Below are 16,929 nucleotides of genomic sequence, written 5' to 3'. Positions count from 1 at the left end.
CCGGAGCTAGAAGGAGTAACACTATGAAACTGATCAGTCGTCATTTGAAACCCTGGGCTGGATTCCTGGCCATGTCCGTATCATCGTTATTATTTGCCCCACTGGTATTGGCAGAGGCTGTGCCCGGTAAACCTGCACCGGATTTCAGCCTGGAGGATGCCAACGGAAAAAACCATGCACTGGCAGACTATAAAGGCAAGTGGGTGGTGCTGGAGTGGTTTAACAAGGATTGTCCCTATGTGAAGAAGCATTACGGCAGCAATAACATGCAAAGCCTGCAAGCCAAATACGGTGAACAGGTTGAATGGTTGACCATCATCTCATCGGCCAAAGGTAAGCAGGGGTATCTGGAACCTGCACAAGCGGTCAAGGTGAAAGCAGATCACAATATGGTGTCTGAGGCCTTGCTGCTTGACCCCAGTGGCGCTACAGGCAAAGCCTATGGCGCGAAGACCACACCGCACATGTACATTATCAATCCGGACGGCCAGGTCGTTTATGCCGGTGCGATTGACGATAATGATTCAGCCAATCCGGCGGTGATTCCCACCTCGAAAAACTATGTGGCGGCTGCACTGGATGAAGCCTTGGCTGGTAAACCAATCACGACGGCCAGCACTCGCCCTTATGGATGCAGTGTGAAATATTGATAAGTTTTTTTCACCATAAAAAAATAAGGCCCGCCTAGGCGGGCCTTATTTTTTGTTGCGGGAGATTAAAACTTGATACTGCTGGAGTTGTCGCCAAACCAGCGCGGTTTGTCGCTGCCCAAGGCGTATTGTACAGTCAATCCGGAATTGCCGAAGCCCTGGAAGTAGGACAGGTTGAAGTCGTGGGTACCTGGTTCCAACTGCACAAAGCAGGGCTGGACGGAGTAGGGGCGGTCGCCCAAATGCTCACAGATTTTCTTGCCGTTGATGCTCAGGCTAAAGCCGTCATCACTGCCGATCATAAAGCGGAACTGGCCGCCTTTGAGGACCTGGATACGGTGCTGTACATCGACAAAGAAGTCATCGGAATAACCCGCGATATTGCCCAGCTTGGGATGGCTGAAGCGGCTTTTGTCAAGCAGGTTCAGGCGATCCACCATCACCTCTTTGGTGAACTCGACATCGCGCGGCTGATAAATATTGCTGATGCTTGCGCGGTTTTTGCTGATTACCAATTTTACGACCGGGTCGACCGACTCGGGGGTGATGCGTATCAGGATCAATACCACAATGGCCAGAATCAGGCCGCTGAAAATCCAGTTTTTATCCATCAATTTGTTCATGATTATCTCACCACCTGTAATTGCCAGAAGCTGAACCAGTTGCGCAGTTCGAATTGATCTTCAGTCAGGCCGAAACCATAGGTGAAGGGTGAGAAAAACGCGAACACACCAATAACCAGCAGGGCAAATAAACTGGCATTGATGATGGTATGGCGATTGTTGGCAATAACTTCATCGCGGAAAACGTAATTAAATATCAGCGCCAGGTTGATTGCGCCAAACACCAGCGGTACCAGGTAGTGGTAGAGGTACATGACCCGTTCAATCTGCAAGATGGCGATCATGTAGCTGAGATAGAGGCCGGTAAATGCGCAGATCCAGAAAAAGAGGCGCTCATCTTTAATGGCGTTGCCGTAAATAAAGCGACCGATAATCAGACCGGAAGACAGGATGATCCCCGCCAATACACTGAACCAGACTACGGGATTGCCGGTCAGGTATTTGTATTTAACAACGGTTTTTCCGTCGACCGTATTTTTGTCCCAGCGGTAGCTGATGGTCTTCTTGCCCAGTGGCCAATTCATGGCATAGCTGCCGTTTTCACCGGATTTACACACATCCAGGCGCGGTACACCATCGGCGTATTCACTCATGTATTTCCAGTTATCGCGCATACCAATCATAAAGGTGCCGGGAGCCCAGGTATTGCCCGCGCGGATTTGGGCCAGGTACTCGGGCGACGCTTTATAGGTGCGGTCTTTCATAATGGTGCTGCCCATACCGATGTGGATATAGAAAACACCAAAAAATACCAGCAGCAGGGGGACAACTCCGCTGGGGACCGTCACCGCTAAACGTTGCGCCAGCGGCAGCCACTGCCATTGCTTAATGGCTTGCCATTGGTCGACCCCGTACAGCATGACAAACAGCAATACCAGGATCATGCCGTTGACCTTTACGCTGATGGACAGGCCAATCAACACGCCGAGGATGGCGTAATGCCGCAGCAGGATTTTCTTTCCCTCATGGATGTGGTCAGTCGCCACTCGCACAAAGTAGTAAAGGGCTGCCAGGATAAAAAACATCTGGATGCCTTCGAGCATGGCGGCGCGCGAGTGGATGACGAGGGCATTATCAAAAATTACCAGGCTGGTGAATGCGGCGGCGAGCCACTCCCGCTGGGTAATGCAGCGCAAGATGCCGTAAAAAAACAGGACCGAGATCGCCATCATGACCACAGAAGGCCAGCGGAACCCCTTATAGGTCATTTGCGGTGGGGCCTGGTCACCGTTCAGGTAATCCGTTTCGTTGAGTTTGGATTTATCGACATTGCCGTTACCTCCAAACAGGACTTCGCCCACGGCCATGAGCATTTTGCCCAAGGGGGGGTGAGGCTCCATGTACATGACGCCATCGATATGTTTCTGGGCCGAGGCGACGTGGTAATTCTCATCCCAGAACATGGCCTGGGGCGAGCCGTAATAAGTGAAATAAACCCCGAAGGAGAGCACCAGGATCACAGCGGGATAAAGGAAACGCGCATAGGTCTTCAAAAAGGTTTTCATAGTCGTGTCTATCGTTTTTATGTGTTGTTATTAATCCAGTCCCTTGCCTGTCGCCGCCCAAAAAATACCGCCATAGACGTGGGCGAGGAACAGGGGTTCCGCATAGGTAGCAGGCTGATGCCCCAGCGCCGTGTAAAAAGCGCGGCCGCCATCATACTGCTGATACCAGGCAACGGGGTGAAATTTACCCATGCCCCCGGTTTTTTTCTCGCCCCATTGGGCGGCGGGGTTATAGGTTTTTTCATTCACGGCCAATATGTAGTTGAGGTGCTTACTGCGCTCGGCCCCAAACTCATACCATTCTTCTGTCCACCAGAGCTTTTTCGGCATCAGCTCCAGGCCCGGAAAATCCGGTTTGAGTACCTCCAGGCGTGCGGTTTGTATTTCCGGGTGAATATGGAACGTCCGCCCCACCATCCTGGTGTACCAGTCCCAATCGTATTCGGTATCCGAGGCGCTGTGGATGCCCACAAATCCCTTACCGGACTGGATAAAACGCTCCATCGCCGCCTGCTGTTCCTCGTTCAGTATGTCGCCACTGGTCAGCAGGAAAATAATCACCTGGTATTGTTTGAGCCGCTCATCGGTAAACACCGCTGCATCCTCATGCCAATCCATTGCGAAATGGTGACGTTGCGCCAGGGTGCGCATGGCGGTAATACCATCGTGGATGGATTCATGGTGCCAGCCCATGGTTTTGGTAAAGACCAGTACCTTGAACTGCTGGGCCTGGGCCGGAATAGCGAGCACCAGGGTGGCCAGGGCTGACAAGCCAAGCGCGGCCAGATAGCGTTTGAACATAATGCACCCCTTCGGGAAAATCCGTTACAGGTTGTTATTCTTGCGTCCGGGCAGGCATCGCCCGGGTGTCTACTGTCGGGAAGCGCCATCATAAGTGATTGAAAATTCGAGGCAACAAAAAATCGTCGGGAACGATTTTTGACGTCGCTACGCGACGGCCCGGAGGGCGGCTGCCATGGATGGCAAGCCGCAAAAAATCGTCAGGAACAATTGCTGGCACCACTACGTGACGGCCTGAAGGGCGGCTGCCATGAATGGCAAGCCACAAAAAATCGCCGGGAGTGATTTTTGACGTCGTGGCACGACGGCCCGCAGGGTGGCTGCCAGGGATGGCAAGCCACAAAAAAGGGCGCCTTAGGCGCCCTTTTTACTGCGGTATGAGGCAGGTCTAGCGTTTGCTGCGGCGCAATCCAATACCGATCAAGCCCAACAGTACCAGCAGGAATGCAGATGGCTCGGGGAGTTCAATAACCGGGGGCTTCTCTACGGTGACGCCCTTGAGTTTGAAATAGTCGGTCTGGCCTGTGTAGTTGAGGTTATCGCCATCCCAGCTGCCACCCAGGTTGGGATTGTAGGCACCGATCAACCAGTACTTGGCGGTATAACCATTGGTGTTAACCAGTCCGGAGTTGGCACTGTAATCAACATTGTAATAATTTCCGACACTGAACCAGTTTTCGAGCAGCAGGTCTTGCCATTTTTTACCCAGCAGGGAGCTGCTGTCGAATGTATCACCATCGAAGGCCAGGATGGAAATGTCGCTATCCAGATAGATCCAGCCCAAGTCCAGCGAGGTCAGTTTTACCAGTTGATCGAAGCTGAGTAACAGCATGTCGTAGTCGCCATTTTCGTTATCGATGGCGTGATTGGGACTGTCGGTTTTCTCTATGCCCAGGCCATCCCACTTACCAACAAAATCCTGCTCAATGGCTTCTACCACGCTGGTGGTGGTCGTGGTTGCGTACTTGGTGCACTGGCCTTTTTTGTTGTACTTGGTACAGGTTTGGGTTGTCGTGGTTTTGGTGCCGTAAGACCAGCCGGTGATGTTCAAACCTATGTCGTCTTCACTGTAGTTGTAGCCTTTGGCATAGGTGCTGTTAGAAATACCGGTGCGGCTGTCAGGGCTGTTCAGGTCGAAGCCGATAGGGGCGGCACTGGCTGTGGCAGCACCAAATGCCATCGCAAGTCCTGCGATGATGATTGTTAGAGTACGCATAGAGAGAGTCCATGGTGAAACGTTGAGTGGTTTTACTGCTGAGCCTCCCAAGGCAAATCCCGCGCCACATTCCCTAATACATTGATCTCCATCATAAAAAGCGACGCGTTTTACCCAAAAAATGGAATGCCCTGGATTTAAGTGTGATGTACGTAAAATATTTCGACAGTATTGATGGGCGATGGCATAAAAAAGCCCGGGCGTGAGACCGGGCTGAGGATTGGCAAAAGCGGGTGCCTTGTCAGGTTGGCGAGGTCGTTTGGGGCGTGGGCTGGTGACTTTGTTCATCCTTGCTCAATGCTTCCAGCTCACCCATTTCACGGGCGCGCTTGCCGTAGACCACTTCAAACAGGGGGGAGGCCATCAGCGTGGTTACTATGGCCATCAGCACCATCATGGAGAAGAGGGCTGGGCCAATCACCCCGGCCTGCAAACCGATATTGATGATAATAAGCTCCATCAGGCCGCGTGCATTCATGAGTGCACCAATACCCATCGCGGTGCGATTGTCTGCTCCGCACAGGCGCGCCGCCCCCCAGCAGGCGACACCTTTGGCGGCAATGGAGCCAGCCAAAATGACCAGGGCAATTGCCAGCAATTCCAGGTTATTGACCATGGTCAGTTGGGTATTCAGGCCGGAATAGGTAAAGAACATGGGGAGTAACAGGATCACGACGAAGGGTTCCAACTGGCGTTTTACTTCATTGGTCAACTTGCCGCGCGGCATGATGGCTCCCAACAGGAAACCGCCAAATACTGCATGCAGGCCGATTGCATCGGCGATAAAGGCCGACAGCATGAACAGCATCAGCACGATAGACAGCAGGGTGGGGCTGAGGGTTTGCTGCCCTTCGGCGTAGCGAGCCAGCGGTGCCAGCAGCTTGGGCGCAACCAGGATCATAAAACTGGCAAACAGGATGCCGCCGATAATGGCGGTGTAGGCAACGCCGGCACCGGCGCCAAAGCTGGCCAATACGATGGCCAACACGCACCAGGCACCGGCGTCATCGATAGCGCCGGCCGACAATGACAATGTTCCCAGCTTGGTCTGGCTGAGGCCGCGCTCGTGGATGATGCGCGCGAGCATGGGAAAGGCTGTGATGGCGATACAGGCGCCCATAAACAGGGTGGCGTTGAACCGGGTCGCGCTTTCGGAGAAGAGGCCGGGTACACTCATCAGCCAGGGAGTAATGAGGATGGCCACCAGGAAGGGCGCCGCCATGCCGGAAATGGATACCGCCGCTGCACTTTTCACGTTGGTTTTAAAATGGTCGGCGCGGAATCCCAAGCCTACCAGGAACATGTAAAGGCCTACACCCAGCTGGGCGCCCACATAGAGCACACCCTTGGTTTCCACCGGGAAAACGGCTTTCTGGAGCTCCGGCAGCAACAGGCCGAACAGTGAGGGGCCGAGGATCACCCCGGCAACCATCTCGCCGACCACCTGGGGCTGGTGCAGGTACTTGCGCCCTATCCAGCCGACCACGCGGCAGACGAGCAGGATAATAAACATTTGCAGGAAAAAGACGACAGACAGTTGTGCAATAGACATGGGAATTAACCGAATAACTGTTGAATAAGTTGTTATGCTGTTTGTATTGTTAAATAAAACGACAGTTGTAACGGAAGCGACATGGCGGGGACAATTTGAAGGTCATTAATTCTAGCTATGACGATTTTCAAATGTAGGGATACTGCTTTACCGAATCTATTCTTTACAGGCAAACTGGCCGCCAGCCCTGGCCTCTCTTTCCCATGGATATCCCGTTTTTATGACGCTGATTGAGTTGCGTTACATAACGACACTGGCCGATGAATTGCACATCGGGCGCACTGCCGCACGCTGCCATGTTAGTCAGCCTACCCTCAGCATTGCATTGCGCAAACTGGAGGAAGAGCTGGGTGTTGTGTTGTTTGAACGCACCAAAACCAGTATTAAGTTGACGCCTGAGGGCGCTCCTATCATTGCGCAAGCGAGGGTTGTGCTGGCGAGTGTTGCCGATATCAAATCCCTTGCTGAGGCGGGCAGGGACCAGCTGGCCGCACCGCTTGTCCTGGGCACCTTGACGACCCTGGGGCCCTATCTGTTGCCACAGTTGATTGCCCAGCTGCAGCAGTGGGCACCGGAAATGCCGCTCTATGTGCAGGAAGATACCGCTGAGTCACTGCGACGAAAGCTGCGCGACGGGGTAGTGGATACGGTTCTGATACCTCTGCCATTTGCCATGCCTGAGGTAGTCACCCAGCGTTTGTTTGACGAGCCTTTGGTGGTACTGGTACCCCGGGCCCATCCCCTGGCCTGCAAACAGATAGTGGATATTCCGGATATCGCGCAGGAGCCCTTGTTGTTGATGGCGGAAGGACATTGTTTGCGCGATCAGGCGCTGGCCCTGTGTCCCTGGGCGGCATTGCAGCCGGAGACGGTTTCGGTGAATAGCCTGGAAATGTTACGTAATCTGGTGGCAGCTGGTATGGGGGTTAGCATAGTTCCCGCCTCCGCAGCGGAGGTTTCACTGTGTCGGGCAAGCCGTGTAGCGGCGCGACCATTGGCCATAGGGCAGCGTACGTTGGGATTGGCCTGGCGCAGCAGCTTTCCCCGCTATCGTGCCATTGATGTATTGCGCCGGGCCATTCAAACCTGCAGCAGTTCCTGGTGGGGGTTTACCACAGAGGCAGACGGCGACGCCCAGTCCCTGCTGCAAGCCTCCTGGTAAGTGGAATAAAGACAATAGATATCCATGAATACATCCATGAAATCCATCAAAGATATTGTTGTTCTCGGCGGTGGCACCTCCGGTTGGATTGCTGCGGCGATGCTGGCTGCCCATCTCAAGCCGACACTGTGCCGGGTCACTGTGATCGAGTCCGAGGAGCTGGGGCCGATTGGGGTAGGGGAGTCCACTATCCCTCCCATATTGCACCTCATTCACAGCCTGGGGATTGATGAGCAGGATTTCATGCGTGAAACCCAGGCCTGCTACAAATTGGGCATTAAATTTATTGACTGGCGCGAATCCCGGCACAGCTATTTCCATCCCTACGGCAGCATTGGAAAACGTATAGAGAACCAGGATTTTTACCAGTGCTGGTTAAAGGCGAGCCTTGCGGGCGAGCATTATCCACTGGAGGATTTTTCCCCCTGTGCCGTCATGGCGGCGAGAGAGCGTTTCTTTCCACCGGGGCAGGCGCAAAATACCCCGATTGGTGGCGCCCACTACGCGGTGCACCTGGATGCCAAATTGGTTGCTGCCTATTTGCGTCGTTATGCTGAAGCCCGGGGCGTTAAAAGCATCCAGGGTAAGTGTGTGTCCAGCGAGCGCGACCAGCGCGGTTTTATTCAGGCACTGCAGTTGCAGGATGGCACGCGGGTGGACGGGGATTTCTTTATTGATTGTTCCGGTTTCCGCGCGCTGTTGATTGGTGAGGCGATGGGGGTGGAACTGGAGGATTGGTCACACTATTTACCCTGTGATCGCGCACTGGTAGTAAAGACGGACGTGGCCGGTTCGAGGATGCCCTACACCACTGCTACGGCGCGCAAGGCCGGGTGGTCCTGGCGTATTCCCCTGCGCAACGGCACTGGCCATGGCTATGTCTATGCCAGTCGTTTTTGCAGCGATGCGGAGGCAAAAAGTACCTTATTGCGGCATTTGGATGCTGCGCGGCTTAATGAACCGCGCCTGATCCACTTTACCAGTGGACGCCGCAAGGTCGTCTGGCAGGGAAATTGTTTGGCGTTGGGTTTGGCGGCCGGATTTGTGGAGCCGCTGGAATCGACGGCGATTCACCTGATTGTTCGCGGTATGGATTTTTTCCTGCGTTATTTTCCGGATGCCGAGTGTGAGCCCAGCCTGGCGCGCGCCTACAACCGCCGCATTGCGGCAGATTATGAAGAGGTGCGCGACTTTATCCTGCTGCATTACTGCACTAGCCGGCGCAATGACAGTGATTTCTGGCGCTGGTGCCGCCAAATGCCAATCCCCGATTCATTACAGGAGCGCATAGCGTTATTCACTGCCCATGGCTTGGTTCCGGAAGCCAGCGATGAACTCTTTCGTAGTAGTAACTGGCAGTCTGTGTTTGAGGGTATGGGGATCCGTCCGCACAAATATTGCCCGCGGGTTGATAATCTGGATTACGTACAGATTCGTGAAACCCTGCAATTGGCACGTACTGCCATTGCCAAAATGGTAGAGGGACTGCCCAGCCATGATGAATACCTGGCCAGGCAATTTCCCCGGGGTTTTTGACGTGTCTAATCGCTAATCGCGAGGAAGGCACCGTTCAGGTACTGGCCGTCTACCAGGACGGCAGTGCTGTGGGATGGATAAACCTCTTGCAGTTGCAGTCGGCTATTGCGTTTGATCAGGCGGGTTTCGCTGGCCATGTATCGGGTTTGGGATGGCACTACCAGCAACTGATAAAGCTCCATCTGGTCGCCTGCACGCAACCCCTGGTTGGCGCCGCTATCAATAATGACTTGCGGCCGACCGGGAGCGGCATCAATCGCGGCGATAAAGGGCTGGCAGGCAAGGGTGTTGGCCAGGTCCTCCCCCATTTGCCCTACCAGTTCATAGATGGCCTTGCCATAGTCGCTGCGATGGAAGGCGGCGGAATTGAATCTGGGGGCGCCTTGCTGGTTCCAGATTCCCTGGGTGTGGTAGCGGCGGCTGAGCAGGGCCTCCCCGGTGAAGCCATCGCGCAATTCCAGGTAGAGGGCCAACTGGCGTGTGCGTTTATCGCGGCTGGTAATCGTCGTCAGGTCGTGAAACAGATTGGCTGCACCTTGCCACAGGCCGGGATTGTATTGGCGACCCGGGTCATCCATCGTCATGTCGAGAATGCTGCCCGCCAGGACAAACTGGGTGTGATGGCGGCGGGCCAACTCCTGGGCCTGGCGCTGGCGTTGATCTTCGGTTGCCTCTTGGGCTATGCCCTGGTTGAGCAGGTTTGCACTGATAACCTCGCGCTGCATGAGTTCATCGCGCAGCAGTTGGGGCAGCCCCTGCTCCAGCTCGTGCAGGCCGCCGGCATTGGCCATGTGGGGGCTGAGCCGTGTAAAGCTGGTGAGGGTTAAGGTTTTGCGCAGTGGTGATTGGCGCTTGCAGGTATCGGTTGGCGCCACCGGGGGCTCCATCCGGATGGCGTCTGGCTCCGGTTCTGCCACCGGAGGCGGAAGGCTGGTCGGTGTCGTATCGCTAACTGGCCTGGGGCCGGGTTGGTAGGCGATATCTTCTGGTATCAGCGGTTCCGCTTGGGATTGGGTGGCACTTGCCATGAATAATCCCAGGCAAAATAGGAAACCCGCGCCAGGCAGGAGGGTCAATAGCGGATGCCTGCAGGATGTGAGTAATGGTGTAGCCATACCGGCTGGTGTTGAACCCATAGCAGGCTCCAGAGAATAGCGGCTATAGTGGGATTGGATACCTGATAATGTCGGCTTTTTTGCTGAAACCTTTAACCCGGCTCTTTACCGGGGCCGGCCTGGCCCCGAGACACAAGATGAGGTAATGAATGATTAGAACGGCCAGCAGCCTGATCGTGGTAGCCGTGTTTGCAGCACTGCTTGTCGCATGCTCCTCACCCGGTCGCAGCTATATCAATGATTCCATCCAGGAAACGCTGGAAGTGGAGATTCTGCCTAATACCAGCAAGATGTTCGTGTACCGGTTGCGCATGCCGCAACAGCCTGACCGGATCCAGGTGGCTACCAGTGGCGGGCCCGCCCGTCCACCGATGCAAGGGGGTATCCAGATCAACCGTTCAACGCCCGAACGCCTCCTGGAAAATGTGGCCTATGTGGTGCGTCAATCCGGTTATTGCCGCGAGGGCTTTATGGAATTGGATCGGAGTTTGGCCCCCAGTCACCTGTGGGTGAAAGGGGAATGCAAGGAGGGGGCAACCGGGGAAGACCAGGAACGTTTTGGTCGTCAGCAAGTGCTCACTTCCGACCATTGGCGCCAGCGCCAATAACTCTGCAAGATCCCGTCACCAGGGTACCTGTTCGAATCAAAAGGCTGCACTTTTTTGGTGCGTTGCCGCCGCCGTTTGACCCGCCGGTTTGCTTGCCATTGCAGCGCTGAGCGGGTAATATCCTGCGCCCATTTGCCCAGCCCCTAAACCTCAGGGGCTTTTTTGTCTGGGGTATGGTTTGGCGCGGCTTTCGCATGAGCATCGCCTTTCACTTGCAGCGTATCCCTTGATAGTGATTTTTGTTGAGAATTAGCCTATGACCACTGGCCTCTACCAGATAGACGAGTTCAAAGATAACTGCGGCTTTGGTTTGATTGCCCATTTGAAAGGCAAAACCAGCCATCGTTTGCTGACAACCGCAATCGAAGCCCTGACCTGCATGACTCACCGTGGTGGTATCAATGCGGACGGTAAAACCGGTGATGGTTGTGGTTTGTTGTTGCAAAAGCCTGACAGTTTCTTGCGTGCCGTGGCGAAAGAAGCTTGCGGTGCTGAGCTTGCACCCGTGTATGCCGTGGGTTCGATCATGCTTAACTCCGATAAGGAGATCGCGAAAACACAGCAGTCAGCCTTCACCGCGGAGCTGACCCAGCAAGGCTTGGAAGTGGTCGGCTGGCGTGAAGTGCCAACCGACCCGGAATGCCTAGGTCCCATCGCTTTAAAGTCTCTCCCCAGTTTTTTCCACATCTTCATCAACAGCTCACCAGAGCTTCCTCTAGAACAGTTCAACGCCCGCCTGTTTATAGCCCGTCGCAAAGCTGAAATCCGTTTGGCGGGTGATAAATCCTTTTATGTAGCCAGTTTGAGTAGCAGCGTCCTCTCCTATAAAGGCTTGATGATGCCGGTGGACTTGCCGCGCTTCTTCTCCGACCTGGCGGACGAGCGTTTGGAAACGGCGATCTGTGTGTTCCACCAGCGCTTCTCCACCAACACCATGCCGGTATGGCCATTGGCGCAGCCGTTCCGCATGCTGGCGCACAACGGCGAGATCAACACCATTGTGGGCAACCGCAACTGGTCGGTCGCGCGCACCCCGAAATTTGTCAGTGACTTGCTGCCAGGCCTGCAAGAGCTGAAACCCCTGGTTAACCGCACCGGCTCTGACTCTTCCAGCCTCGATAATATGCTGGAAATCCTGACCCTGGGCGGTATGGAGCTGCACCGCGCTATCCGTATGCTGGTGCCGCCGGCCTGGCAGAACGTGGAAAACATGGACCCGGACCTGCGCGCCTTCTACGAATACAACTCCATGCATATCGAGCCCTGGGATGGCCCGGCGGGCCTGGTAATCACCGATGGTCGCTACGCCGTCTGTACCCTCGACCGCAATGGCCTGCGTCCCTCGCGCTGGGTGATCACCAAAGACGATATGATCACCGTTGCCTCGGAAGTGGGTGTCTATGCCTATGACCCGGCGGATGTAGTGGCCAAAGGCCGCCTTGGCCCCGGCCAGATCATGTCTATCGATACCCTGACCGGCACCCTGCACAACACCCGCGATGTGGACAACCAGCTCAAATCGAGCAAGCCCTACAAGCAATGGCTGAAAGAGCGCGCCCTGCGCATTGAGTCCACCCTCAATACCGACGCCAAGGAAAATGGCCTGGAGGGGATTGCGCTCAAAGCCAATATGAAGATGTTCCAGGTGAGTTTCGAAGAGCGTGACCAGCTTTTGCGCCCGCTCGCCGAGGGCGGACAAGAGGCTGTGGGCTCCATGGGTGACGATACTCCCATGGCCGTGTTATCGCGCCAGCAGCGCCCGCTTTACGATTACTTCCGCCAGCAGTTCGCGCAGGTGACCAACCCGCCCATCGACCCGCTGCGCGAAGCGATTGTGATGTCGCTGGAGACGTGCCTGGGGCGCGAACTCTCGGTCTATGACGAGCTGCCGGAACATGCCGATCGCGTGATCCTGAGTTCGCCGGTGCTGTCGCCGGAAAAATTCCGCGGCCTGATGGCGTTGAATCGCCCCGGTTATGAGCAGCAAAAGTTCTCGCTTTACTACAACCCGGAAACCACTAACCTCAAGGCGGCCCTGGCCAAGCTCTGCGATGATGTGGCCGCGGCGGTTCAATCCGGCAAGGTGCTGGTCGTGTTGAGTGATGCGGGCTTTGAAAAAGGCGTACTGCCTATCCATGCACTCCTGGCCGTGGGCGCGGTGCACCAGCACCTGACCAATATCGGCCTGCGCTGCGAGTCCAACCTGATTGTGGAAACCGCGTCGGCGCGTGATCCGCACCAGGTGGCGGCCTTGATCGCCTATGGTGCGACGGCTGTGTATCCATACCTCAGTTACCACGTACTCAACGATTTGATTGAGACCGGCGAGTTGCTGACCGATGTGGACACCGCCTACAAAAATTACCGCAAGGGTATCGATAAGGGGCTGTTAAAAATCCTGTCGAAAATGGGTATCTCCACTATTACCTCTTACCGCGGCGCCCAATTGTTCGAAGCGATTGGCTTGTCGGAAGAGGTGATCAATACCTGTTTTGAAAGCACTCCCAGCCGTATCGGCGGTGCCCGTTTTGAAGACCTGGAGGCGGACCAGCAACTGGTGGCGCAGACTGCCTGGCTGGATCGCAAGCCCATTGTCCAGGGCGGTTTGCTCAAGTATGTCCATGGCTCTGAATACCACGCCTTTAACCCGGATGTGGTACAGACCCTGCAAAAAGCCGTACAAAGTGGCAACTATGCCTTGTGGCGTAACTATGCCGACCTGGTGAACAAGCGCCCGGTAGCCATGCTGCGCGACCTGCTGACCCTGCGCGACGACCTGTGTACGCCAGTGCCCCTGTCAGAAGTAGAGCCTATCGAAGCCATCATCAAGCGCTTTGACTCAGCGGGTATGTCGCTGGGCGCCCTGTCACCCGAGGCGCACGAAGCCCTGGCCGAAGCCATGAACCGTTTGGGCGGGCGCTCCAACTCCGGTGAGGGTGGTGAAGACCCGGCCCGTTACGGCACTGTCAAAACATCTAAAATCAAGCAAGTGGCCTCCGGTCGCTTTGGTGTAACCCCCGCGTATTTGGTCAACGCCGAAGTGCTGCAAATTAAAGTGGCCCAGGGCGCCAAGCCCGGTGAAGGTGGTCAGTTGCCCGGCGGCAAGGTGAACGATTTGATCGCCCGCCTGCGTCACTCAGTGCCCGGTGTTACCTTGATCTCTCCACCGCCACATCACGATATTTACTCTATCGAAGACCTGGCGCAGCTGATCTATGACCTGAAACAAGTGAACCCGGATGCGCTGGTATCGGTGAAACTGGTATCCCGCCCCGGTGTGGGCACGATTGCCGCCGGCGTGGCCAAGGCGTATGCCGATTTGATCACCATTTCCGGTTATGACGGCGGTACGGCTGCCAGTCCGCTCACGTCTATCAAATACGCCGGTTCACCCTGGGAGTTGGGTTTGTCTGAAACCCACCAGACCCTGCGCGCCAACGACTTGCGCGATAAGGTGCGGGTGCAAACCGACGGTGGTCTGAAAACCGGCCTGGACGTGGTGAAAGCGGCCATGCTCGGCGCTGAGAGCTTTGGCTTTGGCACCGGCCCCATGGTTGCCCTGGGCTGTAAATACCTGCGTATCTGCCACCTGAATAACTGCGCCACCGGCGTTGCGACCCAGCAGGACAAGCTGCGCCAGGACCATTACATAGGTACTGTGGAAATGGCCATGAACTTCTTTAAGTTTATGGCGGAGGAGACCCGCGAATGGATGGCACGCCTGGGTGTTCGCAGCCTGGCGGAGCTGGTGGGGCGCGTTGACCTGCTGAAAGTGCTGGACGGTGAAACCACCAAGCAGCAACAGCTGGATTTAAATCCCATCATTTATACCGACGATTACCTGGCAACCAAGCCACAGTTATGTGCGGTCAGCAAGAACGAGCCCTTTGACAAGGGCGAAAAAGCGGAGGCCATGGTACAGGTGGTACTGCCCGCCATCGACGCTAAATCAGGCGGTGAGTTCGAATTCCATATTACGAACTGTGACCGCTCTATTGGTGCACGTATCAGTGGTGAAATCGCCAAGCGCTACGGCAACCAGGGCATGGCCGACAAGCCTATCAAGCTGAAACTCACCGGTATTGCCGGCCAGAGCTTTGGTGTGTGGAACGCTGGTGGCCTGGAAATGTACCTGGAAGGTGATGCTAACGACTATGTGGGTAAGGGGATGGCCGGCGGCAAGCTGGTGATCCGTCCTCCGCGCAATTCCGGCTTCAAGTCCAACAAGACCAGTATCCTGGGGAATACCTGTTTGTACGGTGCCACGGGTGGTAAATTGTTTGCGGCGGGCACTGCCGGCGAGCGCTGTGGCGTGCGCAACTCCGGTGCCCACGTGGTGGTAGAGGGGGCAGGCGACCACTGCTGTGAATACATGACCGGCGGTGTGGTGACGGTGCTGGGCCAGACCGGCGTTAACTTTGGCGCGGGTATGACCGGTGGTTTCGCCTATGTGCTGGATGAGGCTAACGACTTTGTCGACCGCTACAACCACGAATTGGTTGACATCCATCGGATCAACACCGAAGCCCTGGAAGCCCACCGCAACCACCTGCGCAGTGTGATCGAAGAATTTGTGCAAGAAACCGAAAGTGCCTGGGGCCAACACCTGCTCGATAACGTCGATGACTACATCGGTAAGTTCTGGCTGGTAAAACCCAAGGCGGCAGCGATCGGCGGCCTGTTAAACAGTTTCCGCAAGCGCGGCGAATAAGGCGGGGCGAGGAGAACCTATCATGACTCGTTTAAACAATGACTTTCAGTTTCTCGATGTGGGTCGTAAAGACCCCACCAAGAAAGACCTGGAAACCCGTAGACACAAGTTTGTGGAAATCTACCAGCCCTTCACGAAAGACGAAGTGGCCAACCAGGCGCATCGCTGCCTGGCTTGTGGTAACCCCTATTGCGAATGGAAGTGCCCGGTACACAACTTCATCCCCAACTGGTTGAAGCTGATCAGTGAAGGCAATATTTTTGAAGCGGCTGAGCTGAGCCACCAAACCAACTCGCTGCCGGAAGTCTGTGGCCGCGTGTGCCCGCAAGATCGCTTGTGTGAAGGCGCCTGTACCCTGAATGACGGCTTTGGTGCGGTCACTATCGGCAATGCCGAAAAGTACATTACCGATACCGCCTTCGCCATGGGCTGGAAGCCGGATATGTCCAAGGTGGTCTGGACCGATAAAAAGGTCGCGGTGATTGGTGCGGGCCCCGCCGGTATCGGCTGTGCCGATGTGCTGGTGCGCAACGGCGTCAAACCGGTAGTGTTTGACAAGTACCCGGAAATCGGCGGCCTGCTCACCTTTGGTATCCCCGAATTCAAACTGGAAAAATCGGTGATGTCCCGTCGTCGCAAAGTGTTTGAGGAAATGGGCGTAGAGTTCCGCCTGAATACCGAAGTGGGCAAAGACATCACCCTGGAACAATTGCTGCGCGATTACGATGCCGTGTTCATGGGGATGGGTACCTACAACTACATGAAAGGTGGCTTCCCCGGTGAAGACCTGCCCGGTGTTTACGATGCGCTGCCGTTCCTGGTCTCCAACGTGAATCGCAACCTGGGTTTTGAAAAGAGCCCGGAAGATTTCATCAGTGTAAAAGGCAAAAGAATCGTAGTGCTGGGTGGTGGTGACACCGCCATGGACTGTAATCGCACGTCGATTCGCCAGGGCGCTACCAGTGTCACCTGTGCCTATCGCCGCGACGAAGACAACATGCCCGGCTCCAAGCGCGAAGTCGCCAACGCCAAAGAAGAGGGCGTGCAATTCCTGTTTAACCGCCAGCCGGTTGAAGTCGTCGGTAATGGCAAGGTGGAAGGCGTTAAAGTGGTCACTACCCAATTGGGTGAGCCGGATGCCAAAGGCCGTCGCAGCCCGGTAGTGGTTCCCGGCTCCGAGGAAATCCTGCCTGCCGATGTGGTGCTGATTGCTTTCGGTTTCCGTCCCAGTCCGCAGCCCTGGTTTGAGACCAATGGTGTTAAAACCAATGACTGGGGTGGGGTCATTGCCCCGGAACACCAGCCGTTCAAGTTCCAGACCTCCAACCCCAAGGTATTTGCCGGTGGCGATATGGTGCGCGGCTCTGACCTGGTGGTAACCGCGATCTGGGAAGGCCGTGAAGCTGCCCAGGGCATTCTCGATTACTTGAACGTATAATCCCTTCCTTTT

The 16,929-nt window shown here is 55.5% G+C and carries 13 protein-coding genes; 7 read left to right on the top strand and 6 right to left on the bottom strand.

The features are described 5' to 3' along the window. Positions 1-23 precede the first annotated feature (23 nt). The gene (locus CJA_RS15185) at positions 24-650 is read left to right on the top strand and encodes a thioredoxin family protein (RefSeq protein ID WP_012488735.1); all 627 of its coding nucleotides are present in this window, start codon (positions 24-26) and stop codon (positions 648-650) included. Positions 651-715: 65 nt separating this feature from the next. Here the strand turns inward: CJA_RS15185 and CJA_RS15180 are convergent, their stop codons facing one another. The 3 genes from CJA_RS15180 to CJA_RS15170 are packed head-to-tail and all read right to left on the bottom strand — an operon-like array spanning position 716 to position 3,579. Beyond that, positions 716-1,273 carry a PA14 domain-containing protein gene (locus CJA_RS15180; protein WP_012488734.1) on the bottom strand — a complete coding sequence of 186 codons (558 nt, stop codon included), beginning with the start codon at positions 1,271-1,273 and terminating at the stop codon, positions 716-718. Between the two features lie 2 nt (positions 1,274-1,275). Further along, the gene (locus CJA_RS15175) at positions 1,276-2,778 is read right to left on the bottom strand and encodes a phospholipid carrier-dependent glycosyltransferase (RefSeq protein WP_012488733.1); all 1,503 of its coding nucleotides are present in this window, start codon (positions 2,776-2,778) and stop codon (positions 1,276-1,278) included. A gap of 30 nt (positions 2,779-2,808) precedes the next feature. Further along, positions 2,809-3,579, bottom strand: coding sequence for a ThuA domain-containing protein (locus CJA_RS15170; protein WP_012488732.1), 771 nt, complete (start codon positions 3,577-3,579; stop codon positions 2,809-2,811). Positions 3,580-3,717: 138 nt separating this feature from the next. Between CJA_RS15170 and CJA_RS19490 the strand changes: the two genes are divergently transcribed. Then, a complete protein-coding gene (locus CJA_RS19490; RefSeq protein WP_012488731.1) occupies positions 3,718-3,864 on the top strand; it encodes a hypothetical protein in 147 nt (48 codons plus the stop codon). Positions 3,865-3,967: 103 nt separating this feature from the next. On the opposite strand, the gene xdp1 is transcribed toward CJA_RS19490, so the two are convergent. Further along, complete coding sequence (gene xdp1, locus CJA_RS15165) at positions 3,968-4,795, bottom strand: exosortase-dependent surface protein XDP1 (RefSeq protein WP_148208896.1); 828 nt, start codon at positions 4,793-4,795, stop codon at positions 3,968-3,970. 241 nt (positions 4,796-5,036) lie between these two features. Beyond that, entirely contained in the window at positions 5,037-6,347 is a 1,311-nt protein-coding gene (locus CJA_RS15160) for a cation:proton antiporter (RefSeq protein ID WP_012488729.1), read from the bottom strand. Positions 6,348-6,567: 220 nt separating this feature from the next. Here CJA_RS15160 and CJA_RS15155 point away from each other — a divergent pair, with 220 nt between their 5' ends. Beyond that, the gene (locus CJA_RS15155; protein ID WP_012488728.1) at positions 6,568-7,509 is read left to right on the top strand and encodes a hydrogen peroxide-inducible genes activator; all 942 of its coding nucleotides are present in this window, start codon (positions 6,568-6,570) and stop codon (positions 7,507-7,509) included. A 36-nt stretch (positions 7,510-7,545) separates the two neighbouring features. Next, on the top strand, positions 7,546-9,045 hold the full coding sequence (locus CJA_RS15150) for a tryptophan halogenase family protein (protein ID WP_148208895.1): 1,500 nt from the start codon (positions 7,546-7,548) through the stop codon (positions 9,043-9,045). A 5-nt stretch (positions 9,046-9,050) separates the two neighbouring features. Here the strand turns inward: CJA_RS15150 and CJA_RS15145 are convergent, their stop codons facing one another. After that, positions 9,051-10,073, bottom strand: a complete 1,023-nt coding sequence (locus CJA_RS15145; protein WP_158304074.1) for a flagella assembly protein FlgT middle domain-containing protein — start codon at positions 10,071-10,073, stop codon at positions 9,051-9,053. 236 nt (positions 10,074-10,309) lie between these two features. On the opposite strand from CJA_RS15145, the gene CJA_RS15140 reads away from it, so the two are divergent. The 3 genes from CJA_RS15140 to CJA_RS15130 all read left to right on the top strand — a co-directional run bounded on the left by CJA_RS15140 (position 10,310) and on the right by CJA_RS15130 (position 16,917). Then, entirely contained in the window at positions 10,310-10,768 is a 459-nt protein-coding gene (locus tag CJA_RS15140; protein ID WP_012488725.1) for a hypothetical protein, read from the top strand. Positions 10,769-11,024: 256 nt separating this feature from the next. Continuing rightward, positions 11,025-15,479 carry a glutamate synthase large subunit gene (gene gltB / locus CJA_RS15135; protein WP_012488724.1) on the top strand — a complete coding sequence of 1,485 codons (4,455 nt, stop codon included), beginning with the start codon at positions 11,025-11,027 and terminating at the stop codon, positions 15,477-15,479. 19 nt (positions 15,480-15,498) lie between these two features. Next, positions 15,499-16,917 (top strand): FAD-dependent oxidoreductase, encoded by a 1,419-nt coding sequence (locus CJA_RS15130; protein ID WP_085953161.1) that lies wholly within the window; start codon positions 15,499-15,501, stop codon positions 16,915-16,917. Positions 16,918-16,929: the final 12 nt, after the last annotated feature.

The sequence above is a fragment of the Cellvibrio japonicus Ueda107 genome (assembly GCF_000019225.1).
Lineage (GTDB): Bacteria > Pseudomonadota > Gammaproteobacteria > Pseudomonadales > Cellvibrionaceae > Cellvibrio > Cellvibrio japonicus.
Note: the sequence above shows the minus strand (reverse complement) of the source record. Positions and strands in the feature narration are given on the sequence as shown.

Excerpts from the sequence above, each read along its gene's own strand:
- CJA_RS15185 (WP_012488735.1), top strand. The coding sequence starts at position 24 with ATGAAACTGATCAGTCGTCATTTGAAACCCTGGGCTGGATTCCTGGCC.
- CJA_RS15180 (WP_012488734.1), bottom strand. The coding sequence starts at position 1,273 with ATGAACAAATTGATGGATAAAAACTGGATTTTCAGCGGCCTGATTCTG.
- CJA_RS15175 (WP_012488733.1), bottom strand. The coding sequence starts at position 2,778 with ATGAAAACCTTTTTGAAGACCTATGCGCGTTTCCTTTATCCCGCTGTG.
- CJA_RS15170 (WP_012488732.1), bottom strand. The coding sequence starts at position 3,579 with ATGTTCAAACGCTATCTGGCCGCGCTTGGCTTGTCAGCCCTGGCCACC.
- xdp1 (WP_148208896.1), bottom strand. The coding sequence starts at position 4,795 with ATGCGTACTCTAACAATCATCATCGCAGGACTTGCGATGGCATTTGGT.
- CJA_RS15160 (WP_012488729.1), bottom strand. The coding sequence starts at position 6,347 with ATGTCTATTGCACAACTGTCTGTCGTCTTTTTCCTGCAAATGTTTATT.
- CJA_RS15155 (WP_012488728.1), top strand. The coding sequence starts at position 6,568 with ATGACGCTGATTGAGTTGCGTTACATAACGACACTGGCCGATGAATTG.
- CJA_RS15150 (WP_148208895.1), top strand. The coding sequence starts at position 7,546 with ATGAAATCCATCAAAGATATTGTTGTTCTCGGCGGTGGCACCTCCGGT.
- CJA_RS15145 (WP_158304074.1), bottom strand. The coding sequence starts at position 10,073 with ATGGCAAGTGCCACCCAATCCCAAGCGGAACCGCTGATACCAGAAGAT.
- CJA_RS15140 (WP_012488725.1), top strand. The coding sequence starts at position 10,310 with ATGATTAGAACGGCCAGCAGCCTGATCGTGGTAGCCGTGTTTGCAGCA.
- gltB (WP_012488724.1), top strand. The coding sequence starts at position 11,025 with ATGACCACTGGCCTCTACCAGATAGACGAGTTCAAAGATAACTGCGGC.